The sequence below is a fragment of the Pseudomonas aphyarum genome (assembly GCF_028657055.1).
GTDB classification, from domain to species: Bacteria; Pseudomonadota; Gammaproteobacteria; order Pseudomonadales; family Pseudomonadaceae; genus Aquipseudomonas; species Aquipseudomonas aphyarum.
Genome location: NZ_JAMDGS010000016.1, coordinates 105,402 through 127,203 on the forward strand (window position 1 = coordinate 105,402; position 21,802 = coordinate 127,203).

The 21,802-nt window shown below is 59.6% G+C and carries 19 protein-coding genes and 1 other RNA gene; 10 read left to right on the forward strand and 10 right to left on the reverse strand.

Annotated features, from left to right (window positions below; translation table 11 throughout):
• Positions 1-102 precede the first annotated feature (102 nt).
• The 7 genes from ssrA to M5G18_RS24830 form a co-directional block, all read right to left on the reverse strand.
• Positions 103-492: a transfer-messenger RNA gene (gene ssrA / locus M5G18_RS24800) on the reverse strand.
• A 98-nt stretch (positions 493-590) separates the two neighbouring features.
• On the reverse strand, positions 591-869 hold the full coding sequence (locus M5G18_RS24805) for a hypothetical protein (RefSeq protein ID WP_273898319.1): 279 nt from the start codon (positions 867-869) through the stop codon (positions 591-593).
• 130 nt (positions 870-999) lie between these two features.
• Entirely contained in the window at positions 1,000-3,822 is a 2,823-nt protein-coding gene (locus M5G18_RS24810; protein WP_273898320.1) for an FAD-binding and (Fe-S)-binding domain-containing protein, read from the reverse strand.
• The gene (locus M5G18_RS24815; protein ID WP_273898322.1) at positions 3,819-4,490 is read right to left on the reverse strand and encodes a LutC/YkgG family protein; all 672 of its coding nucleotides are present in this window, start codon (positions 4,488-4,490) and stop codon (positions 3,819-3,821) included. The genes M5G18_RS24810 and M5G18_RS24815 overlap by 4 nt, the downstream gene beginning before the upstream one ends.
• Positions 4,490-5,944, reverse strand: a complete 1,455-nt coding sequence (locus M5G18_RS24820; protein ID WP_085711865.1) for a LutB/LldF family L-lactate oxidation iron-sulfur protein — start codon at positions 5,942-5,944, stop codon at positions 4,490-4,492. The genes M5G18_RS24815 and M5G18_RS24820 overlap by 1 nt, the downstream gene beginning before the upstream one ends.
• The gene (locus M5G18_RS24825) at positions 5,941-6,765 is read right to left on the reverse strand and encodes a (Fe-S)-binding protein (RefSeq protein WP_273898324.1); all 825 of its coding nucleotides are present in this window, start codon (positions 6,763-6,765) and stop codon (positions 5,941-5,943) included. The genes M5G18_RS24820 and M5G18_RS24825 overlap by 4 nt, the downstream gene beginning before the upstream one ends.
• Before the next feature lie 150 nt (positions 6,766-6,915).
• On the reverse strand, positions 6,916-8,610 hold the full coding sequence (locus M5G18_RS24830; RefSeq protein WP_207984991.1) for a lactate permease LctP family transporter: 1,695 nt from the start codon (positions 8,608-8,610) through the stop codon (positions 6,916-6,918).
• Between the two features lie 262 nt (positions 8,611-8,872).
• On the opposite strand from M5G18_RS24830, the gene M5G18_RS24835 reads away from it, so the two are divergent.
• Complete coding sequence (locus M5G18_RS24835; RefSeq protein ID WP_007953782.1) at positions 8,873-9,640, forward strand: FCD domain-containing protein; 768 nt, start codon at positions 8,873-8,875, stop codon at positions 9,638-9,640.
• Positions 9,641-9,690: 50 nt separating this feature from the next.
• Here the strand turns inward: M5G18_RS24835 and smpB are convergent, their stop codons facing one another.
• The gene (gene smpB, locus M5G18_RS24840; protein WP_007953781.1) at positions 9,691-10,173 is read right to left on the reverse strand and encodes an SsrA-binding protein SmpB; all 483 of its coding nucleotides are present in this window, start codon (positions 10,171-10,173) and stop codon (positions 9,691-9,693) included.
• Between the two features lie 119 nt (positions 10,174-10,292).
• On the opposite strand from smpB, the gene M5G18_RS24845 reads away from it, so the two are divergent.
• From M5G18_RS24845 to M5G18_RS24855, 3 genes are read left to right on the forward strand one after another with little or no spacing between them, the layout of a single operon-like run.
• Entirely contained in the window at positions 10,293-11,696 is a 1,404-nt protein-coding gene (locus tag M5G18_RS24845; RefSeq protein WP_273898327.1) for a sodium-dependent transporter, read from the forward strand.
• Between the two features lie 7 nt (positions 11,697-11,703).
• Positions 11,704-12,138 (forward strand): type II toxin-antitoxin system RatA family toxin, encoded by a 435-nt coding sequence (locus tag M5G18_RS24850; protein WP_003221509.1) that lies wholly within the window; start codon positions 11,704-11,706, stop codon positions 12,136-12,138.
• On the forward strand, positions 12,131-12,445 hold the full coding sequence (locus M5G18_RS24855; protein WP_273898330.1) for an RnfH family protein: 315 nt from the start codon (positions 12,131-12,133) through the stop codon (positions 12,443-12,445). Before M5G18_RS24850 ends, M5G18_RS24855 begins: the two co-directional genes overlap by 8 nt.
• Positions 12,446-12,506: 61 nt before the next feature.
• Here M5G18_RS24855 and M5G18_RS24860 read toward each other — a convergent pair whose 3' ends face one another.
• Entirely contained in the window at positions 12,507-13,034 is a 528-nt protein-coding gene (locus M5G18_RS24860; protein WP_007953775.1) for an outer membrane protein assembly factor BamE, read from the reverse strand.
• Between the two features lie 97 nt (positions 13,035-13,131).
• Between M5G18_RS24860 and fur the strand changes: the two genes are divergently transcribed.
• On the forward strand, positions 13,132-13,536 hold the full coding sequence (gene fur, locus M5G18_RS24865; RefSeq protein WP_007953774.1) for a ferric iron uptake transcriptional regulator: 405 nt from the start codon (positions 13,132-13,134) through the stop codon (positions 13,534-13,536).
• Between the two features lie 75 nt (positions 13,537-13,611).
• On the opposite strand, the gene recN is transcribed toward fur, so the two are convergent.
• Positions 13,612-15,285, reverse strand: a complete 1,674-nt coding sequence (gene recN, locus M5G18_RS24870; protein ID WP_273898331.1) for a DNA repair protein RecN — start codon at positions 15,283-15,285, stop codon at positions 13,612-13,614.
• Between the two features lie 240 nt (positions 15,286-15,525).
• Between recN and grpE the strand changes: the two genes are divergently transcribed.
• From grpE to carA, 5 genes are all read left to right on the forward strand, one after another.
• Positions 15,526-16,092, forward strand: a complete 567-nt coding sequence (gene grpE / locus M5G18_RS24875) for a nucleotide exchange factor GrpE (protein ID WP_258712887.1) — start codon at positions 15,526-15,528, stop codon at positions 16,090-16,092.
• Between the two features lie 102 nt (positions 16,093-16,194).
• Complete coding sequence (gene dnaK / locus M5G18_RS24880) at positions 16,195-18,111, forward strand: molecular chaperone DnaK (RefSeq protein ID WP_221534410.1); 1,917 nt, start codon at positions 16,195-16,197, stop codon at positions 18,109-18,111.
• Between the two features lie 297 nt (positions 18,112-18,408).
• Positions 18,409-19,533, forward strand: coding sequence for a molecular chaperone DnaJ (dnaJ, locus tag M5G18_RS24885; protein WP_007953765.1), 1,125 nt, complete (start codon positions 18,409-18,411; stop codon positions 19,531-19,533).
• Positions 19,534-19,542: 9 nt separating this feature from the next.
• Positions 19,543-20,349 carry a 4-hydroxy-tetrahydrodipicolinate reductase gene (dapB, locus tag M5G18_RS24890; protein WP_273898332.1) on the forward strand — a complete coding sequence of 269 codons (807 nt, stop codon included), beginning with the start codon at positions 19,543-19,545 and terminating at the stop codon, positions 20,347-20,349.
• Between the two features lie 256 nt (positions 20,350-20,605).
• Positions 20,606-21,742 (forward strand): glutamine-hydrolyzing carbamoyl-phosphate synthase small subunit, encoded by a 1,137-nt coding sequence (gene carA / locus M5G18_RS24895; protein ID WP_273898333.1) that lies wholly within the window; start codon positions 20,606-20,608, stop codon positions 21,740-21,742.
• The last annotated feature ends 60 nt before the right edge of the window (positions 21,743-21,802 follow it).

The window sequence follows — 21,802 nt, forward strand, 5'->3', positions numbered from 1 at the left end:
AAAAGCTGTCATTAAGCTGGCATAACCGAGCCAAAACCACCCATTCAGGCACAAAAAAGGCACTTGCGAGATTCGCTAAGTGCCTGATTTGTATAGCTTGTTTGGTGGAGCCGGGGGGATTTGAACCCCCGTCCGCCAGTACTCCGCTGTCGGTACTACATGCGTAGCCGTGTCTATTAAGTTAACCCTCAGCGACCCGACGGGCAGGGTGCTTTGGGCGAGTTGTGTAAGTTTTAGCCGCTTCGTCCACAACGTACTGCACGGCGATTCTGTTCTATATGACAATCATTTTGGGTTTACAGACATCCCCTGATGATTGCTGGACCCGAAGGTACCAGGAGTGCATGTCAGCTGCAATTAAGCAGCGAGAGCAGCACCGTATTGGTCGTCATTGGCAACTATAAGAAGTTGCAACAGTGGATTTACGACTTCTGTTACCAAGTCGGCATGCACCTAGAGTTTCGCAACCGGCGTCGAATCCTAAACGGCCCCGAACTCATTGCCTGGTAAATCTGATCAGGCAACAAGCGTGCACAGTGTACGTCAATCTGCTGACAAGGCCAACCCGCAGGTTGGCCCGTCAGCATCGATCAGTTGTTGGTGCCGCTGGCTTTCTGCAGCTCAAGCTTCGTTTGCGAGGTTTCTGCCACGCAGTCATCAATTTTACCTTGAGCTTTGAGGGCTTTGGCCTTGCTCAGGCTGGTTTCAACCATCTGGGTTTTTTCCGGCGACGATGACAACTGCCCTTTGAGGTTATTGATCTCTTGGATGTTGGCGTCGCACAAGTCAGCAGGTTTATCTGCGGCGAACGAAGTGGAAGCCATCATCGAGGCAGTAACGAACAGACCTAACAGTACAGAACGTTTCATGTGTATCTCCTTGAACTGAGGGATCCAGACTTCGCTGGCCGTCAGGACGGGCAACCGAATGGAGGACAAGCCCCGATTGTTCGGGGCCTGTTCTGTGGACTGCGGTCGCTCGCAAGGGTTCTATTTTTCTTCAGAGGGCATTTGCGGGGGCTTTGGCGCGGGTCACCCGGTCCACCAGATACACCAGACCGTGGTAGTCGATTCCACCGTGTTGCGTCAGACCGATCTCACAGGTGCGGCTGGTGGAAATCCCCTCGCTGCACTGTTGCACCGCATCCTTGAGCGTTCGCAGCGAATGGCTGTTGAGCTCCGGCGTGGTGAAACCCTTGTCGCCGGCGAACCCGCAGCAGTGAATGCCTTCCGGGATCACCACCGTCTTGCTGCATTTGCGCGCCAGGTCGATCAGCGCCTGGCTTTCCCCCAGATGCTGAGTGCTGCAGGTCACGTGAACGGCAATCGGTGCTTCCTGCGGAGTGAAATCCAGACGGTCCATCAGATGCGTACGGATGAATCGCACAGGGTCATACAGATCCAGGCGAACATTTCCCACATCCTGCACCAGCCGCAACGTGCAGGGGCTGGTGTCGCAATAGATCGGATCGAGCCCGCCGCGACTGGCCTGGAGCAATGCGCCGATCAGCTCCTGACGCTTGTGCTCGGCCTGTTCGGCATAGCCCTTGGACGCGAAGGGCTGGCCGCAGCAGAGGTTGTCCAGATTGTCCGGGAACACCACCTGATAACCGGCCTTTTCCAGCAGTCCACGGGTTTTGTCGTATAGCGACATCTGCTCCTTGTCGCCCGCCGCCGGCCCCATCACCCGCGATACACAGGCCGCCAGATACACGACGCGCGGGCGTTCGTCCGACACGGCCGGACTGAAGCGAATGGCTTTTTCCGGTTGCGGCATCGCGTTGGTCCACAGCGGCACCTGACCTTTGGACAGCCGCGTCAGGGTCGCCGAAAGCTTCGCCAGCCGCGGTGCTCCCAACAACATCCGCGCACCGTTGGCCACATGCAGGGTGAAACGCGCACCTTGCAGGGTGGTGGCGAAATTTCCTTCGATCAAGTTGGCGGTTTTCGTATGCGTGGCGTGACGGCCGCGAAGCTTTTTCACCAGCTCGCCGGTATTGATGCCTACAGGGCAGCGTTGCGCACACAAACCGGTCGCGGCGCATGTATCGATGCCTTGGTACTCGTAGGCTTTTTCCAGTTCGGTGGTGTCGATTCCGGCGCGCTTTCGCGCCTGAATGTCGCGCCAGATCACGATGCGCTGGCGCGGGCTCAGGGTCAGGCCTTTCGAAGGGCAGACCGGCTCGCAGAAACCGCACTCGATGCATTTATCCACAATCTCGTCGGCCGCCGGCAGCGGTTTCAGGTGCTTGAGATGGATCTGCGGGTCTTCGCTGAGCACCACGTCCGGATTGAGAATGCCGTTGGGGTCGAGCAGGCGTTTGAGCTGCCACATCAACTGATAGGCGTCGCTGCCCCATTCCAGTTCGACGAAGGGCGCCATGTTGCGTCCGGTGCCGTGTTCCGCCTTCAGCGAACCGCCGAACTCCACGGCCACCAGTTGCGCCACGTCGTCCATGAACGCCTGATAGCGTGCGACTTCTTCCGGGCTGTTGAAGCCTTGGGTGAAGACGAAGTGCAGATTGCCTTCCAGAGCGTGTCCGAAAAGGATCGCTTCGTCGTAGTGATGTTTGTCGAATAGCTCGATCAGGCGGTTCACGCCGATGGCCAGTTGTTCCACCGGGAAGGTGACGTCTTCGATGATCACCGTGGTACCGGTCTTGCGCACGGCGCCGACGGCAGGGAAGGTGTCTTTGCGGATCGCCCAGAGGCGGGCGTTTTCGACCGGGTCCTCGGTGAAGTCGACTTGCTTTTCCACCGAAAAGGCGCTGAGCGACGCCATGATCTGCGCGAGTTGTTCCTGCAGCAAAGTGGAAGAGGCGGCGCGGGATTCGATCAGCAATGCGCAGGCATTGTTCGACAGCTGCTGTACGAAAGCCGGCATGCCGGGTTTGTCCTGCACCGAGCGCAGGCTGCGGCGGTCGAGCAGCTCCACGGCGGACACCGGTTGGCTTTTCAGCACGGTGACGGCGTTGCAGCAGGTCTCGACGTCCGGGAAAACGATCAGCGCCGAGGCCTTGTTCGGGTGGTCGATCACCGTGTCGTAAGTCACCGCGCTGATGAAGCCGAGGGTGCCTTCGGAACCGACCAGCAAGTGGCTCAAGATATCCACAGGCTCATCGAAATCCACCAGGGCGTTGAGCGACAGGCCGGTGGTATTTTTCAGACGGTATTTGTGGCGAATTCGCGCGGCCAGTTCGGCATTGGCGCGGGTTTCGCGGCCCAAGGTCGCTAGGCGTTCCAGCAACTCACCGTGGCTGATTCGAAACGCCGCGACGCTGGCGGCATCTTCGGTGTCGAGACGTGTGCCGTCGGCCAACACCAGACGAATTCCCGCCAGCGTGTGATAGGTGTTTTGCGCGGTGCCGCAGCACATGCCGCTGGCGTTGTTTGCGACGATGCCACCGATCTTGCAGGCGTTGATCGACGCCGGATCCGGACCGATCTTGCGTCCGAATGGCGCCAGCCATGCGTTGGCCTGGGCGCCGATCACACCCGGTTGCAAGCGGATTTGTGTGCCTTGCCCTCGGATCTCCCGGGCGTTCCAGTTATCCCCAAGCACGATTAACACCGCATCACTGATCGCCTGGCCGGACAGGCTGGTGCCGGCGGCGCGGAAGGTCACCGGGACCTGATTGCGCTGGGCCAGTTTCAGCAGCGCCACCACTTCATCTTCGGATTCGACGCGGATCACCAGTTTCGGAATCAACCGGTAGAAGCTGGCGTCGGTGCCGAAGGCCAGGGTCGACAGCGGATCGTCGAAACGGCGCTCGGCCGGAATCAGCTGCTGCGCATCGCGCAGGAAAGTCGCCGGTAAGGTCATTGGTCCTCCAGGATCAACACCACCAGGTCTTTCGGGCCGTGGGCGCCGTAGGCCAGGACTTGTTCGATGTCGGCGGTTTTCGACGGGCCGGACACTAGCAGCGCGTTGGTCGGCATGCCTTGTGCCCACTCGAATTCCTGCTGCACCTGATAGAAGTTGTCGCGGATCTGGCTGGCCTTGAGCAGGGCGAAATGCACAGGCGGTACCAGGCTCATCAGCCGAGGTTCTTCGCGGGTCGGCCAGAGAATCAGGCTGCCGGTGGCGGCAATGGCGCCGAGGGTGCCGGTCAGGCTGGCCGGGGTGTCGTTGAACAACTCGGCTTTCCATTCCTCCATCGGCCGGTCGTAGGACTTCAGCGTCGGTAGATCAGGATTGTTCGCCCAGTGCTGTGTGATGCGCTGCCCGTGAGGTGTAGTCGGTGCGATCAGCAGGCTCGGCAACTGACGGTCGCGCAGCAATTGCGCCAGCAGCGCCGGCCACGCTTCAGCAGAGGTCAGGTGGATTTCGGTGTGCACCGCTTCCATCAGTTTGCGCAGTTGCGGGATCCGTTGTTCGGCACTGTAGGTGTAAGGCTGGGTCACCAGATCGACGTCGAAGTTGTCGGCAATCGGTGTGGTGCCGGTCAGACTCCTCCTTAACTTGCCGAGGATGTTTTGCTTGGCGCTCATCAACGGTCTCCTTGTTTGGCCAGGTGTTCGCGAGCCATGTCATGCAATGAGCGGGCAGCGGGTTTCGGCGCGCTGTGATTCTGCGTCCACGGGCCGACATTGTTTGGCGCCAGTGCGCGCAGACGCGTGGCGAAAAACGCAAACAGCCGATACAGAGTCGGTGAGCTGTTGAGCTTCGCCCAGGCGTTCCAGATGAAGCGTTCCTTGCGCGAATACTTGCTGCCCTGACCGCGCATCACTTGATGAGGACTGTCGGGGGCTTTGACGTTCTCTTCGCGTAGGCGGCGCAGCAGTGCGGGAATAGGAATTTTTACCGGGCACACTTCACCGCAGGCGCCGCACAAAGAAGACGCACTCGGGTGATCCGGGACTTTCGCCAGGCCGACCATGTGCGGGGTGATGATTTTGCCGATCGGGCCGGGGTAAACCTCGCCGTAGGTATGGCCGCCGACGCGGGTGTAGACCGGGCAATGATTCATGCACGCGCCGCAGCGGATGCAGTTCAGCGTCTGACGCAGTTCGCTGTCGGCGAAGGCCTGGCTGCGACCGTTGTCGAGCAATACCAGATGCACTTCCTGCGGACCGTCGAGTTCGTGTTCCTTGCGCGGGCCGGAGATCATGTTGACGTAGGTGGTGATCGGAATGCCCAGCGCCGAGCGGGTCAGCAATGACAGCAGCGGCACCACGTCGCGCAGGTTTTCGACGACTTTTTCGATGCCGGTGACGGCGATGTGCACCGGCGGCACGGTGGTGGTCATGCGGCCGTTGCCTTCGTTTTCCACCAGCAGCAGGGTGCCGGTTTCGGCCACGGCGAAGTTGACACCGGAGACACCGATGTCCGCTTCGAAGAATTTCTGCCGCAGGACCCTGCGACCGATCTGAATGAGTTGGTCAACGTCCTTGGTGTATTCCACGCCAAGTTTGTCGTGGAACAAGGACGCGACCTGACCGGCATTCTTGTGGATTGCCGGCATGATTATGTGTGAAGGCTTCTCGTGGTCGAGCTGGACGATGTACTCCCCCATGTCGGACTCCAGACATTCAATGTCCCGAGCCTCGAGGAAATGGTTCATCTCCATCTCTTCGCTGACCATCGATTTGCCCTTGATCACTTGCCGCGCCTCGTGAGCGCGGATGATCGAAAGGACGATGCCATTGGCCTCGTCCACCGTTTCCGCCCAGTGCACTGTCACACCGTTGCGGGTCAGGTTCTGTTCCAGTTGCTCGAGCAGGTCGGGCAACTTGGAGAGCGCGCGGGCACGGATTGCATTGCCCAGTTCACGCAGGTGTTCTCTTTCGTGGGCATCGCTGAAAGCCGCTGCCCGCTTGGTCATCAATGAGTCCATCGCGGTGCGGAAGTTGTTCCGCAACTGCGAATCGCCCAAGGCGTTGTGTGCCCGGGTGCGGAAATCCTCTTCTACGGCGACCGTAGGAATAATCGTGGAAGTGCTCATCGCGCACCTCCGGTTCGTTGCCAGAGAAAGCTCGCCAGGTGTTGCCCGCGCAGCGCTTCCTTCTGTTTTTCCAGCGAGCCGTTGATGTTCATCAAACAGCCGCAGTCGGCACTGAGTACCTGATGCGCGCCGGACTCCTTCAACGCCCGGGTCTTGTCAGCCACCATCGCGCCGGAAATGTCTGGCATACGGACGCTGAATGTCCCACCGAAGCCACAGCATTCGCTTTCGTGATCGTGGTTGACCCGTTCCACGTTGCTCAACTGCGCCAACAACTCGCGGCCATGCAGGTGGGTATTCATTTCCCGTCGCGCCGAACACGAGGTGTGCAGCGCCACTTTGACCGGATCGCCGCTGTCCTTGAGCTGCACCTTGCAGACGAACAGCAGAAACTCGGCCAATTCATAGGTGCGGGCCGCGAGGGCCTGAACCTGTTTCAGCGTTTCCGGCTCGTCCTTGAACAAGTCGGCGTAATGCTCGCGGATCATCCCGGCGCACGAACCCGACGGCACCACCACCGGATAGTCCCCGGCAAACAGCGCCAGTTGCGAGCGAGCCACCGTCCGTGCCTGCTCGGTGTAACCCGAGGTGTAGGCCGGTTGTCCGCAGCAGCTCTGCCCTTGCGGGTAGTCGACCCGGATGCCTTCGCGTTCCAGCAAGTGGATCGCGTCCATCCCGGCTTCCGGGTAGAACAGGTCGACCACGCACGTGCCGAACAGGTAGACCCGCGACGGTTTCTCGCTGGGATATTGCCGGGGTTCGGGCAGTGGCGGTGCGACGCGAGTGGCGTTGGGCACAGCGTTGTAAAAAAGCTCGCTCATCAGGCGTGTCTCCGGGTGGGCCCGGTTATCCGTCTGTTGAGGCTGCCGAATATAGAGCGCGTTGCTTTCAGCAGCCTTACAGACCGGGTTGTGAATTGCTGACGCCGGAATCACGAACCGGCGTCGGTTATTTCCATGTCGCTTGTAGTCTTAATGCACCAGCATGCCGGTGAACCAGTAGGCCTGAGCCAAAGTGATCAGGCCGACAATCGTGGCAAAGAATAGGCTGTGCTTGAGGGTGAAGCGGAACAGATCGGATTCCTTGCCCACCAGACCGGTCGCGGCGCAGGCGACGGCGATCGATTGTGGCGAAATCATTTTGCCGGTCACGCCGCCGCTGGTATTGGCCGCCACCAGCAAAGTGTCGTTGACCCCAATCTGGTGCGCGGTGGTCGCTTGCAGCGAACTGAACAGCGCGTTGGACGAGGTATCGGAACCGGTCAGGAACACGCCGAGCCAGCCGAGGAATGGCGAGAAGAACGGGAATGCCGCGCCAGTACCGGCCAGCACCAAAGCCATGGTCGAGGACATGCCGGAATAGTTGGTGACGAAGGCAAACGCCAGCACCATGCCGATCGACAGGATCGGCCAACGCAGTTCGTAGAAGGTCTCTTTCAAAGTGGTCAGACCAGTTTTGAAGTTGATCTTCAGCACCAGCATCGAGATCAGCGCGGAGAAGAAAATCGCCGTGCCGGTCGCGGAAATCGGGTCGAGTTTGAACACGGCTGGAATCGCGGTCGGGGCGGCCACGATCGGCGCGGTCTTGATTACCAGTTGATCCAGGTGCGGAATCGCGAAGTTGAACACCCAGGCGTACATCGAACCGCCAGCGGCGAACATGGCTTTGAAAGGCTTGAGGGTCCAGATGGTCACCAGCACGGTGAGGATCAGGAACGGCGACCACGCCTTGAAAATTTCCCCGAGGCTGTAAGGCGAAGCGACGGTGGTGCGCTTCTGGCCGAAACCGCCGACGCTGGCAGTCACCACCGAAGCGGAAACGGCACCGGCAATGTGCTGGCCGGCGGCACGTTTCGGCTGCCAGACCTTCAGGAACAGGGTGAGCGAAATCAGACTGGCCAGGGCCGACGTGATGTCCGGCAGCTCCGGGCCGATGAAATTCGAAGTGAAGTATTGGGTAACGGCGAAGCTCAAGCCTGCGACCAGTGCTGCGGGCCAGGTTTCACGCACGCCGCGCAGGCCGTCCATCATGAACACCAGCCAGAACGGCACGAACAGCGACAGCAGCGGCAACTGGCGGCCGGTCATGGCGCCGATCTTGAACGCGTCGATGCCGGTGACTTGCCCGGCCACGATGATCGGAATCCCCAGTGCGCCGAACGCTACCGGTGCGGTGTTGGCAATCAGGCACAGGCCGGCGGCGTACAGCGGGTTGAAACCCAGGCCTACGAGCAGCGCAGCGGTAATCGCCACTGGCGCGCCGAAACCGGCGGCACCTTCGAGGAATGCACCGAAGCAGAAACCGATCAGCAGCACCTGCAGACGCTGGTCATCGGTGATCGACAGCACCGAGCTGCGGATGACCTCAAACTGACCGCTCTTGACCGTCAGTTTGTACAGAAACACCGCCGCCACAATGATCCAGGCAATCGGCCACAGACCATAGGCGAAGCCATATCCGGCGGCAGCGAACGCCATGTCGACCGGCATCTGGAACGCGAAGATCGCCACAAGGATCGCCAGGGCGAGCGTGATGCTGCCGGCCACATGACCTTTGAGGCGGAACACCGCCAGAGCGAGGAAGAAGAAAACGATGGGGATGACGGCCGCGAGTGCGGACACGCCGAGACTGCCGAGCGGGCTGTAGAGCTGTTGCCAGGTTTGCATATGGGGTGGCCCCTAATTGTTGTTGGTCAGGCACTGTCAGCGTTCTTGGTTAATTGGTAAGACCAATTTACAATCGCTGTTGGCTAGGGTAAAAGCCTTGATATCGGTGTGTCAATTTGCCGCCCTAAAACTTTTGTCGAACAACCGGACGGTGAGTCGGATTGCACCGGTTGAATTGGCGTCATCTGGCAGGTGTCGGCGCAGCGTCGATAGGCCAGAATAGAGAGCCCGGCGAGCGGTCGGGATGGTGGAGATTTGAGTGATGGGGTTTGATCAGATACGTCAGCGCCGTTTGTCTGACGACATTGTCGAGCGGCTGGAAGGGATGATTCTCGAGGGCACGTTGAAGTCCGGCGAGCGTCTGCCGGCCGAGCGGGCGCTGGCGGAACAGTTCGGCGTTTCCCGGCCATCGTTGCGCGAGGCGATTCAGAAACTCGCGGCCAAGGGTTTGCTGGTCAGCAAGCAGGGCGGCGGCAACTATGTTGTGGAAAGCCTCGGTTCGACGTTCAGCGATCCGCTGCTGCAATTGCTGGAAAGCAATCCCGAGGCGCAGCGCGATCTGCTGGAATTTCGCCACACGCTGGAGGCATCGTGTGCCTATTACGCGGCATTGCGCGCCACGGATGTGGATCGCGAGCGGCTGACGGCTGCGTTTGAAGAGTTACAGGACTGCTATTCGCGTCATGACGAAGTGAGCCGGGCGGAAGAGGGCGCGGCGGATGCGAAATTCCATCTGGCGATTGCCGAAGCCAGTCACAACGCGGTGTTGCTGCACACCATTCGCGGGCTGTTCGATCTGCTCAAGCGCAACGTGGTGACCAACATCGGTGGCATGTACAAGCAGCGCACGGAAACCCGCGACATGCTGATCACGCAGCATCGGGAATTGTATCTGGCGATTATCGAGGGGCGCGCGGAACAGGCGCGTGAGGTGTCCAGCCGACATATTCTGTATGTGCAGGAAGTGCTGGAAGAGGTGCGTCAGGAAGTACAACGCATGGCTCGCGCCGAGCGACGCAAAGGGATGTAGGCATGACCGTTCCCGTGCCGGGCGCGGGAACGGTCATCAGGGCAGAAGAATCAGTCTTCCTTGCCCTTGTTGCGCACCGCACGCTGCAACTCGCGACCGGCGTCGCGTTCGCGTTCGGTATCACGCTTGTCGTATTCCTTCTTGCCCTTGCCCAGTGCGATCTCGCACTTGACCATGTGCTTGCTCCAGTACCAGGACAGGCACACGCAGGCGTAACCCTTTTGCTGCACGGCGGCGGCGAGCTTGTCCAGCTCGCGGCGGTTGAGCAGCAGCTTGCGGGTACGCACCGGGTCGGCAATGACGTGGGTGCTGGCGGTCATCAGAGGCGTGATGTGGCTGCCGAGCAACCAGGCTTCGCCATCCTTGAGCAACACGTAACTGTCGACCAGTTGCAGTTTGCTTGCCCGCAGACTTTTTACTTCCCAGCCGGCCAGGACCAGACCAGCCTCGAACTTGTGCTCGATGAAGTAATCGTGTCGCGCCTTTTTGTTTTGCGCGATGGTCCCTGTTGGGTGTTTCTTCTGTTTAGCCATAGGGGCGGCATTATATGGAGATAAACGGCTGTCGGCTACGGTGATGCTGCGTGCTTGAGCAGGTTGAGTGAATCCCGGACAATGCGGCCTCTTTTTCTAACGCTTGGGCGTGATAAACGATGTCGACAGACAAGGTTTCTGTCCACGGCAGTTGGGCTAGCCGCTGGGTTTTCATATTCGCCGCGACCGGTTCGGCCGTGGGATTGGGCAGCATCTGGAAATTCCCCTACATGGTCGGGGTCTACGGTGGCGGCGCCTTCGTGCTGATGTTTCTGGCGTGTATCGCGCTGATCGGCATTCCGGTGATGCTCGCCGAAACCCTGATCGGCCGGCGTGCCCGTCAGAGTCCGGCGAATGCCCTGAAGGTGCTGGCAATCGAAGCCGGGCATTCGGGCAAGTGGTCGTGGGGCGCGTTCGCCGGGATGATCACGGCGTTGCTGATCCTGTCTTTCTACAGTGTGGTCGGCGGCTGGTCGCTGGATTACATCATTGATATGGGGCGCGGGGACTTCCAGGGTGCGACGGCCGATCAGGTCGGGGCGTACTTCGGTAATGTCATCGCCGATCCGTGGCGCATCACGCTGTGGCACACGGTTTTTATGCTGTTGTCGGCCGTAGTGATCGCCAAAGGTGTGGTCGCCGGGCTTGAGCGCAGCCTGCGGATCATGATGCCGCTGCTGTTCGTGATGGTGCTGGTGTTGCTGGGTTACAGCATGACCACCGGGCATTTCATGGAAGGCGTGCACTTCATGTTCGACTTCCATCCGGAAAAAGTCCTCGACGGCTTGCTGCCGGCCATGGGCCACGCGTTCTTCTCGCTGAGCGTGGGCGTGGGCTCGATCATGATCTACGGCGCCTACATGACCAAGGAAGCTTCGCTGTCCGGCACGGTCGTGGGTGTGGCGCTGCTCGATACCTTTGTTTCGCTGGTGGCCGGTCTGGCCTTGTTTCCGATTGTGTTCGCCGGTGGTTTGAACCCGAGCGAAGGCCCGGGGCTGATGTTCGTCAGCCTGCCATTTGCGTTCGGTAACGTGCTTTTCGGTCAGTTGATGGGCGTGGTGTTCTTTGTTCTGGTGGCGATTGCCGCCTGGAGTTCGGCGATTTCCCTGTTGGAGCCGATGGTCGCCTATCTGGTCGAACGGACTAAAATCAGTCGTGCCTGGGTGACATTCTGGTTGGCGTTCACCTGCTGGTTCGTCGGCCTGGGTACGGTGTTTTCCTTCAATATCTGGAAGGAAGCCAAATTTTTCGTGAACGATGGCGGGGTGTTCCATCTCTACCAATGGGGTGCGGCCGGTGGCCTGGACTTCTTTGGTGTGATCGACTTCTTCACCTCGCGGATCATGTTGCCGCTCGGCGGGCTGTGCTTCGTGCTGTTTGCCGGTTGGGTGATGGGGCGTGAAGCGGTGCGTGACGAATTGTCGATTCGCAGCCCGGCGCTGTTCGCCCTGTCTCTGTTCTTGATGCGCTATGTGGCGCCCATCGGCATTCTTGTAGTGTTTGCCGCCCAGCTCTGGAAGTGACGCTTACATGACGACACATATTCAACGATCGGCGCTGCTGCCTTACCCGGCGCAATTTCTCTACGACCTGGTCAATGACGTGGCGCGTTACCCGGAGTTTTTGCCGTGGTGCTCGTCTGCTGAGGTTCTGGAAAGCTCGCCTGAACACATGCGCGCCAGTGTCGGCGTGGCCAAGGGCGGTCTCAGTCAGCACTTCGTGACGCGCAACACACTGGTGCCGGGGCAGTCGATCGAGATGAACCTGGAGGAGGGGCCGTTCAATCAGCTGCACGGCGTCTGGGTGTTCAAGGCGCTGAACGAGAAGGCCTGCAAGATCAGTCTGGATCTGTCCTTCGACTACGCCGGGCCTCTGGTCCGCGCGACGCTCGGTCCTTTGTTCAATCAGGCGGCCAATACGCTGGTGGATGCGTTCTGCCAGCGTGCCAAGCAGATGCATGGTTGAGCCGGTGATCGAAATCGAAGTGGTGTATGCCGCCGTTGATCGTCAGGTTTTGCGTGTAATCAGTGTTGCTGAGGGTACGACGGTGCGTGCGGCGCTGATGGTGTCCGGGATTAACGCTGAATTTCCGGAGCTGGATCTGAAGAGCTGTCCTTTGGGGATCTTCGGCAAAGTGATTGCGGATCCGGATGCTCGACGGGTTCAGGAAGGCGATCGCATCGAGATCTATCGGCCCCTGTTGGCAGATCCGAAAGAGGTGCGCCGCCTGCGTGCCGCCAAGGCTGCCGAAGCCAAGGCGCGAAATCAGTAGGCTGGCCAAACGGCAGGCAATAAAAAACCCGGAATTTCCGGGTTTTTTATTGCGTCGCAAATTATTGCGGCGAGGTGTCCAGCGGTTCTGGCGTAGGAACCGGAACGGTTTCCACACCATCGACGTCCTTCTGGATCTGATCCAGCAAGGAGCCTGGCTTGGCCGGTTTTTCCGGTTTCGGCTGCTCGACGTTTTCAGCAGGAGCGGTCACGCTGGTGCCACTGTCCTTGCCGAGAATGGCTTCGTCACGGCTGACGCCCGGCATGAAGTCACCGGACAGGCTGACAAGGCGGTCATTCGAGTCGAAAATGACACTCATGCGTTCCTGCTGGCGTTCACCGCCACCAGGTTGCAGGCTGTACAGATAATCCCAGCGGTTGGCATGGAACGTGTCGGCAAGCAGAGGGTTACCCATGATAAACCGTACTTGCGGCCGGGTCATTCCCGGGCGTAACTGGTCTATCATGTCCTGCGTGACGACATTGCCCTGCTGGATGTCGATTTTGTAAACCCCGGGGAATGAACAACCGGCGAGTGCGAGCAGTCCCACAAAGGTGAAACTGGTTAGCAAGAGCTTGGTGTTTTGCATCGGTGGGCGACTTCCACTATCTTGGCTGGGACAACGTAAACGCCGATCATACCCGCATTAAGAGAAGCTGCGAAGCAGCATCGCGAGAAAGCTGACCATGGTTGAAAATAGCGAACTACGCAAAGCCGGCCTCAAAGTGACCCTGCCACGGGTCAAGATCCTGCAAATGCTCGACTCTACAGAGCAGCGTCACATGAGTGCCGAGGACGTCTACAAGGCGTTGATGGAAGCTGGCGAGGACGTCGGTCTGGCCACGGTTTACCGTGTTCTGACCCAGTTCGAAGCGGCTGGCCTCGTGGTCCGTCACAACTTCGACGGCGGCCACGCGGTATTCGAATTGGCCGACGGTGGCCACCACGACCATATGGTCAACGTGGAATCCGGTGAGGTCATCGAATTCGTCAGCACCGAAATCGAAAAACTCCAGAAGGCAATCGCCGAGGAGCACGGTGTCGAGTTGGTGGATCACAACCTGGTGCTGTACGTACGCAAGAAAAAGTAAGCATGTCGCGCGAATTTCAGGTTCGCGAAACGAGCGAAGGCGACCCAAGGGTCGCCTTCGTGCTTTCTGCCGTGCTTAAACCTTTGCAGTAACGACCATCTTTTTCGCGTGCGCCAAGGACTCTTTGGTCAGATCGATGCCGCCAAGCATCCGCGCAACTTCTTCTATCCGGTCATTCTTGCTTAGCTTCGAAACAGCCGTGTGAGTCGCCTGCTCGCCTCGCACCTTGTGCACGAATAGATGCTGATGCCCCTGAGCCGCGACTTGCGGCAAGTGCGTGACCGTCAGTACCTGTCCGCGATCCCCGAGGCGGCGCAGCAACTGGCCGACGATTTCGGCCGTCGGACCGCCAATCCCCACGTCCACTTCGTCGAACACCAGCGTCGGTACGCGAGAGGTCTGGGCGGTAATCACCTGGATGGCCAGGCTGATCCGTGACAGCTCACCGCCGGACGCCACTTTGGCCAGCGCCTTCAAAGGTTGGCCCGGGTTGGCGCTGACCAGCAGCTCGACCTGTTCCAGGCCATTGGGTTGCAGTTCGCTGCTGTTGTTGGCGCGCAATTCGATGGTGAAGCGACCGCCGGGCATGCCCAGACGTTGAATCTCCTGCTCCACCGCGCTGGCCAGGCTGCCGGCTGCCTGATGACGCAGCTCGCTCAGTTCCCGGGCCTTTTCCTGATAGTGGCGGGCATAGGATGCGAGTTCTTCGGCGAGGCGCTCGATGGATTCATCGTTGGCGTCCAGGGCTTCGATTTCGTCGAGCAGCTTCTGCTGCATCTCCGCCACTTCTGTCGGCTGAATACGGTGTTTGCGTGCCAGCGTGTAGATGGAGTCCAGACGTTCTTCCAGATATTGCAGGCGCGCCGGATCGGCATCGAAGTTGTCGAGAAAACGATTGAGTTCGCCGACGGCTTCTTCGACCTGGATCTGCGCGCTGGTCAGCAGGCTGCTCGCCTCGCCCAGCGCGCCGACCGAATTGTTCACGCTCGACAGGCGATTGAGGCTGGCTGTCAGGGCATTCAGCACGTTGCCGGAATCGCTTTCGCTGCATTGCTCGACCACTTGTCGGCAGATGCCAAGCAGGGTTTCGGCGTTGGTCAGGTTCTTGTGTTCCTGCTCCAGTTCTTCCAGCTCGTTTTCACCGAGGCCGAGGTTTTCCAGTTCTTCGAGCTGGTAGCTGAGCAACTGATGGCGTGCGCGCTGTTCGTCGCCGGAGTTGGAAAGCCGTTCCAGCTCCTGGCGGGTCTGGCGCCAGCGCTGGGCGGCCAGATGCACCTGTCGCGCCAGATCGGTGGCCCCGGCGTACTCGTCGAGCAGGCGTCGGTGGGTGTCGGTCTTGAGCAGGGATTGGTGTTCGTGCTGGCTGTGGATATCGATCAGCAGCTCGCCGAGCGCCTTGAGGTCGCCAAGCGGGCAGGGCGTGCCATTTATATAGCCGCGTGAGCGACCTTCGGAAGTGATGACCCGGCGCAGGATGCACGGGCCGTCGATTTCCAGGTCGCGTTCCGCCAGCCAGGCGCTGGCCTCGGGGATGTCGGCCAGATCGAAGGTCGCCAGGATATCGGCCTTGTCGGCGCCCGGTCGAACCACGCCGCTGTCGGCGCGATCACCGAGCGTCAGGCCCAGGGCGTCGAGCATGATCGACTTGCCGGCGCCGGTTTCCCCGGTAATCACGCTCATGCCGCGATCGAGTTCGAGATCGAGATGTTCAACGATGGCGTAGTTGTTTACGGACAGGTGCACCAGCATAAAGGCCGCTCCCAGGCTTCAGGTCTGGTTATTTATACAGTGTTTTGTTTCAGGCTGACAATGCCCTCGCTTAGCTCGATGGGGATGATCCGATCAAATGCTTATCGCGCCCGGGAATGACAATGCAGCACTTTTTTGTAGGGTTAATCATTGTCAGCCCTTGAAGCCTGATTTTGCGGCCCCATATACCGGGGCAGAAGCGCGAATCGAACTCGCGGACGATATTGAAAGGAGAATTCTATGGCTGACGAACAGACAGTAGATACGCAACCAGAAGCCAATCAGGCGCCCGAGACTTCGGGTGATGACCTGGCGACCCGTGTACAAGTGCTCGAAGAGCAATTGGCCGCCGCGCAGGATCAATCGCTGCGCGTAGCTGCCGATCTGCAGAACGTCCGCCGCCGTGCCGAGCAGGATGTCGAGAAGGCGCACAAGTTTGCGCTGGAAAAATTCGCCGGCGACCTGCTGCCGATCGTCGACAGCCTGGAGCGCGGCCTCGAGCTGTCGAACCCGGATGACGAGAGCATCCGTCCGATGCGCGAAGGCATCGAGCTGACCCTGAAAATGTTTCACGACACCCTCGCGCGCTATCAGCTTGTCGCTGTAAGCCCGCAGGAAGGCGAGCCGTTCAACGCCGTGGAACATCAGGCAATGGCCATGCAGGAAAGTGCAGACCTGGAACCGAACAGTGTTCTGAAGGTGTTCCAGAAGGGCTACCAGCTCAACGGTCGCCTGTTGCGTCCGGCGATGGTCGTGGTCAGCAAGGCGCCGGCGCCAGTTTCGCCTTCGATTGACGAGAAGGCTTGAAATTAGCCGCAAGGCCCCCATTTAGAAGTCAAGCGTTTAAGTGCTACCGCAGTTGGCCACAACCACTGCGGCAACCAAATCCAAAGTTTCGGGAGAGTGAACATGGGCAAAATTATCGGTATCGACCTGGGGACTACCAACTCCTGCGTCTCCATTCTTGAAAACGGCGTAGCCAAAGTTATTGAAAACGCCGAAGGCGCGCGTACCACGCCGTCGATCATCGCTTACGCCAACGATGGCGAAATCCTGGTCGGCCAGTCCGCCAAGCGTCAGGCAGTGACCAACCCGCACAACACCCTGTACGCGGTAAAGCGTCTGATCGGTCGCCGCTTCGAAGAAGAAGTGGTACAGAAAGACATTCAGATGGTGCCTTACAAGATCGCCAAGGCTGACAACGGTGACGCTTGGGTTGAAGTGAACGGCCAGAAAATGGCTCCGCCACAAATCTCGGCTGAAATTCTGAAGAAGATGAAGAAGACCGCCGAAGACTACCTCGGCGAAGCAGTGACCGAAGCGGTAATCACCGTTCCGGCCTACTTCAACGACAGCCAGCGTCAGGCGACCAAAGACGCCGGCCGCATCGCGGGTCTGGACGTAAAACGTATCATCAACGAACCAACCGCAGCCGCTCTGGCTTACGGTATGGACAAGGCCAAGGGCGATCACACCGTGATCGTTTATGACCTGGGTGGCGGTACTTTCGACGTATCCGTGATCGAGATCGCTGAAGTTGACGGCGAGCACCAGTTCGAAGTGCTGGCCACCAACGGTGACACGTTCCTGGGCGGTGAAGACTTCGACATTCGTCTGATCGACTACCTCGTCGACGAATTCAAGAAAGAAAGCGGCATGAACCTCAAGGGTGACCCGCTGGCGATGCAGCGTCTGAAAGAAGCTGCCGAGAAAGCCAAGATCGAGCTGTCGTCCGCTCAGTCGACCGACGTGAACCTGCCGTACATCACTGCAGACGCTACCGGTCCTAAGCACCTGAACGTGAAGATTTCGCGTGCCAAGCTCGAAGCTCTGGTTGAAGACCTGGTTCAGCGCACCATCGAACCTTGCCGTATCGCCATGAAAGACGCTGGTCTGGATGTTGGCGCGATCAACGACGTGATCCTGGTCGGCGGTCAGACCCGTATGCCGCTGGTTCAGAAGCTGGTGACCGATTTCTTCGGTAAAGAAGCACGTAAAGACGTGAACCCGGACGAAGCCGTTGCCATGGGTGCTGCTATCCAGGGCGCCGTTCTGGCCGGTGACGTGAAAGACGTTCTGCTGCTCGACGTTAGCCCGCTGACCCTGGGTATCGAAACCATGGGTGGCGTGATGACCGCGCTGATCGAGAAAAACACCACGATTCCTACCAAGAAATCGCAAGTGTTCTCGACTGCCGACGACAACCAGGGCGCCGTGACCATTCACGTGTTGCAAGGCGAGCGCAAGCAAGCCGCACAGAACAAGTCCCTGGGCAAGTTCGACCTGGCCGACATTCCACCAGCTCCACGTGGCGTGCCGCAGATCGAAGTGACCTTCGACATCGACGCCAACGGCATCCTGCACGTAGGTGCGAAGGACAAGGCTACCGGCAAGACCCAGTCGATCGTGATCAAGGCCAACTCCGGTTTGTCCGACGAAGAAATCGAGCGCATGGTGCGTGACGCCGAGGCGAATGCCGAGGAAGACCGCAAGTTCGAAGAGCTGGCCGCTGCCCGTAACCAGGGTGATGCACTGGTTCACTCGACTCGCAAGATGATCGCTGACGCTGGCGACAAAGTGACTGCAGAAGAGAAGACTGCAATCGAAGCGGCCGTGGTTGCCCTGGAAGCCGCCGTCAAAGGCGACGACAAGGCTGCCATCGACGCCAAGGTTGAAGAGCTGTCGAAAGTCTCTGCGCCGGTTGCCCAGAAGATGTACGCCGAACAGGCTCAGCCTGCAGAAGGCGCGGCACCGCACGACGAGAAAGCTGAAAAGGCTGACGATGTTGTCGATGCCGAGTTCGAAGAAGTCAAAGACCACAAGTAAGTTGTTGGTCGGCCGGTTGACTGCCTTTGGGCACTGACTGGTAGGATGTCGCCGCGCGGGAGCTTGCTCCCGCGTTGGCGTATCTGGAATACGCGAATTTTTACAGCATGCGACAAGGTTCGGGTGCTGGCGGTATGGCCGGGAATGCTCCTGCTTTTCGCGCCGCAAATACCGCATGAACCAAAGACCAGGATCGTTGAATTGACGTGAGTTGGGTCCGGGCCTGTATTGGGGCTCAACGAGTTTGGCGAAGCTCAGGAGGGGTTTGCCGAACGTCCTCAAGAGTATGAAGAACTTATGGCTAAGCGTGACTATTACGAAGTGTTGGGTGTTGAGCGCGGCTCAAGCGAAGCAGACCTGAAAAAGGCCTATCGCCGTCTGGCGATGAAGCATCACCCGGACCGTAATCCCGATGACAAAGCGTCGGAAGAGCTGTTCAAAGAGGCCAACGAAGCCTACGAAGTGCTGTCCGATTCCAGCAAGCGTGCAGCGTACGACCAGTACGGTCATGCCGGCGTCGACCCGAGCATGGGCGGCGGCGGTGCAGGCTTCGGCGGTCAGAACTTCTCCGACATCTTCGGCGATGTCTTCAGTGACTTCTTCGGTGGCGGTCGCGGCGGTTCCCGTGGCGGCGCCCAGCGTGGCAGCGATTTGCGCTACACCCTGGAGCTGAACCTGGAAGAAGCGGTGCGCGGCACGACCGTGAATATCCGCGTTCCGACACTGGTCAACTGCAAGCCTTGCGATGGTTCGGGCGCCAAGAAAGGCTCGTCGCCTTCGACCTGCCCGACTTGCGGCGGCATCGGTCAGGTCCGCATGCAGCAAGGCTTCTTCTCGGTGCAGCAGACCTGCCCGCGCTGCCATGGCCAGGGCAAGATCATTTCCGATCCGTGCGACTCCTGCCACGGTGACGGTCGTGTCGAAGAATACAAAACCCTCTCCGTCAAAGTGCCGGCCGGTGTCGATACTGGCGACCGCATTCGTCTGTCCGGCGAAGGCGAGGCGGGCACTCAGGGTGGCCCGACCGGCGACCTGTACGTGGTGATCAACGTCCGCGAGCACGACATCTTCCAGCGTGACGGCAAGCACCTGTTCTGCGAAGTGCCGATCAGCTTCGTCGACGCAGCCCTGGGCGGCGAGCTGGAAATTCCGACCCTCGACGGTCGCGTCAAGCTGAAGATTCCGGAAGGGACTCAGACCGGCAAGCAGTTCCGCGTACGCGGTAAAGGCGTTGCGCCAGTGCGTGGCGGTGGTGCGGGTGACCTGATGTGCCGTGTGGCCGTAGAGACACCGGTCAATCTGAACCGTCGTCAGCGTGAACTGCTGGAAGAGTTCCGCAGCTCCCTGGCGGATGACAACAGCCATTCCCCGAAAACCACCGGTTGGTTCGACGGTGTGAAACGCTTCTTCGGCGATCTGTAAGGAGTCGGCATGCGACGTATAGCTGTGATGGGCGCTGCCGGGCGCATGGGCAAGATTCTGGTCGAGGCGGTGCAGCAGCGCGCGCCGCTGACCGGTCTGACGGCCGCGATTGTCCGCCCTGGCAGTACGCTGATCGGTGTGGATGCCGGTGAGCTGGCTTCGCTGGGTCGAATCGGCGTGCCGCTGTCCGGGAATCTGGAGTCGGTGGCGGAAGAGTTCGATGTATTGATCGACTTCACCCTGCCGGAAGTGATGCTGAAAAACCTGGCCTTCTGCCGCAAGGCCGGCAAGGCGATGGTGATCGGCACGACCGGGCTGGACGCTGCGCAGAAGCAGCTGCTGGCCGAGGCGGGCAAGGATATTCCGATCGTGTTCGCGGCCAACTTCAGTGTCGGCGTCAACCTGTCGCTGAAGCTGCTCGATATGGCGGCGCGGGTGCTGGCGGAAGATGCGGACATCGAAATCATCGAAGCCCATCACCGTCACAAGATCGATGCGCCGTCGGGTACGGCCCTGCGCATGGGTGAAGTGATTGCCAGCGCACTGGATCGTGATCTGCAGAAAGTCGCGGTCTATGGTCGTGAAGGCCATACCGGTGCCCGTGAGCGTGAAACCATCGGTTTCGCCACTGTTCGCGGTGGTGATGTGGTGGGTGATCACACGGTGCTGTTCGCCTGTGAGGGCGAGCGCCTGGAGATCACGCACAAGGCTTCGAGTCGCATGACGTTCGCCAAGGGCGCGGTGCGTGCGGCGTTGTGGTTGGATGCTCGCGAGCCTGGTTTGTACGACATGCAGGACGTGCTCGACCTGCATTGAGATGTTCTGAAGCCGGCGCAAACGCCCTGTTTGTGCCGGTTTTGCTCCGCCGAGCGACGCCCTGTCGCATTCTCCGGCCTTTCGGCCTCATTGGCGGTAGACCAAAAATCCCTTTTTCTGTAAGCTACAGCTTTAGTGTGTCCACTAAAAGCGCGCAGAATAATTCAGTGAAGAAGCGGGGTGACGTGTCCATACGTCACTCCGCTTTTTTACAACCTGCGATTGCCCTTTCATGCGTTATTTACGGGAGGTCTTCTTGACTAAGCCAGCCATACTCGCCCTTGCTGATGGCAGCATTTTTCGCGGCGAAGCCATTGGAGCCGACGGTCAGACCGTTGGTGAGGTGGTGTTCAACACCGCAATGACCGGCTATCAGGAAATCCTTACCGATCCTTCCTACGCCCAACAGATCGTTACCCTGACTTACCCGCACATCGGCAACACCGGCACCACGCCGGAAGACGCCGAGTCCGATCGCGTCTGGTCCGCTGGCCTGGTCATCCGTGACCTGCCGCTGGTAGCGAGCAACTGGCGTAACACGATGTCCCTGTCCGATTACCTGAAAGCCAACAACGTTGTGGCGATCGCCGGTATCGACACCCGCCGCCTGACCCGCATCCTGCGTGAAAAAGGCGCACAGAACGGCTGCATCATGGCCGGCGACAACATCTCCGAAGCAGCGGCCATCGCCGCGGCGCAAGGCTTCCCGGGCCTGAAGGGCATGGACCTGGCGAAAGTCGTCAGCACCAAGACCCAATATGAATGGCGCTCCACTGTCTGGGATCTGAAAACCGACAGCCACGCGACCATCGAAGCCTCCGAGCTGCCCTACCACGTGGTTGCCTACGACTACGGCGTCAAGGTCAACATCCTGCGCATGCTGGTCGAGCGCGGCTGCCGCGTCACTGTCGTTCCAGCGCAAACTCCGGCTGCCGACGTACTGGCTCTGAAACCGGACGGCGTGTTCCTGTCCAACGGCCCTGGTGATCCGGAGCCTTGCGACTACGCGATCAAGGCGATCAAGGAAGTGCTGGAAACCGAAATTCCGGTCTTCGGCATCTGCCTCGGTCACCAACTGCTGGCTCTGGCCTCCGGCGCCAAGACCCTGAAAATGGGCCATGGCCACCACGGTGCCAACCACCCGGTTCAGGATCTGGACACTGGCGTCGTGATGATCACCAGTCAGAACCACGGCTTCGCGGTTGACGAAGAAACCCTGCCAGCCAACGTCCGCGCGATCCACAAATCGCTGTTCGACGGCACCCTGCAAGGTATCGAGCGCACCGACAAGAGCGCGTTCAGCTTCCAGGGTCACCCTGAAGCGAGCCCGGGCCCGAACGATGTGGCCCCTCTGTTTGACCGCTTCATCAACGAGATGGCCAAGCGACGCTAAGCGCTCGCCTTGAGACTGTAGCGAGAAGCCCCTCGAGGGCGGCCCCGGAACCGGCGGCCC

Excerpts from the sequence above, each read along its gene's own strand:
- M5G18_RS24805 (WP_273898319.1), bottom strand. The coding sequence starts at position 869 with ATGAAACGTTCTGTACTGTTAGGTCTGTTCGTTACTGCCTCGATGATG.
- M5G18_RS24810 (WP_273898320.1), bottom strand. The coding sequence starts at position 3,822 with ATGACCTTACCGGCGACTTTCCTGCGCGATGCGCAGCAGCTGATTCCG.
- M5G18_RS24815 (WP_273898322.1), bottom strand. The coding sequence starts at position 4,490 with ATGAGCGCCAAGCAAAACATCCTCGGCAAGTTAAGGAGGAGTCTGACC.
- M5G18_RS24820 (WP_085711865.1), bottom strand. The coding sequence starts at position 5,944 with ATGAGCACTTCCACGATTATTCCTACGGTCGCCGTAGAAGAGGATTTC.
- M5G18_RS24825 (WP_273898324.1), bottom strand. The coding sequence starts at position 6,765 with ATGAGCGAGCTTTTTTACAACGCTGTGCCCAACGCCACTCGCGTCGCA.
- M5G18_RS24830 (WP_207984991.1), bottom strand. The coding sequence starts at position 8,610 with ATGCAAACCTGGCAACAGCTCTACAGCCCGCTCGGCAGTCTCGGCGTG.
- M5G18_RS24835 (WP_007953782.1), top strand. The coding sequence starts at position 8,873 with ATGGGGTTTGATCAGATACGTCAGCGCCGTTTGTCTGACGACATTGTC.
- smpB (WP_007953781.1), bottom strand. The coding sequence starts at position 10,173 with ATGGCTAAACAGAAGAAACACCCAACAGGGACCATCGCGCAAAACAAA.
- M5G18_RS24845 (WP_273898327.1), top strand. The coding sequence starts at position 10,293 with ATGTCGACAGACAAGGTTTCTGTCCACGGCAGTTGGGCTAGCCGCTGG.
- M5G18_RS24850 (WP_003221509.1), top strand. The coding sequence starts at position 11,704 with ATGACGACACATATTCAACGATCGGCGCTGCTGCCTTACCCGGCGCAA.
- M5G18_RS24855 (WP_273898330.1), top strand. The coding sequence starts at position 12,131 with ATGGTTGAGCCGGTGATCGAAATCGAAGTGGTGTATGCCGCCGTTGAT.
- M5G18_RS24860 (WP_007953775.1), bottom strand. The coding sequence starts at position 13,034 with ATGCAAAACACCAAGCTCTTGCTAACCAGTTTCACCTTTGTGGGACTG.
- fur (WP_007953774.1), top strand. The coding sequence starts at position 13,132 with ATGGTTGAAAATAGCGAACTACGCAAAGCCGGCCTCAAAGTGACCCTG.
- recN (WP_273898331.1), bottom strand. The coding sequence starts at position 15,285 with ATGCTGGTGCACCTGTCCGTAAACAACTACGCCATCGTTGAACATCTC.
- grpE (WP_258712887.1), top strand. The coding sequence starts at position 15,526 with ATGGCTGACGAACAGACAGTAGATACGCAACCAGAAGCCAATCAGGCG.
- dnaK (WP_221534410.1), top strand. The coding sequence starts at position 16,195 with ATGGGCAAAATTATCGGTATCGACCTGGGGACTACCAACTCCTGCGTC.
- dnaJ (WP_007953765.1), top strand. The coding sequence starts at position 18,409 with ATGGCTAAGCGTGACTATTACGAAGTGTTGGGTGTTGAGCGCGGCTCA.
- dapB (WP_273898332.1), top strand. The coding sequence starts at position 19,543 with ATGCGACGTATAGCTGTGATGGGCGCTGCCGGGCGCATGGGCAAGATT.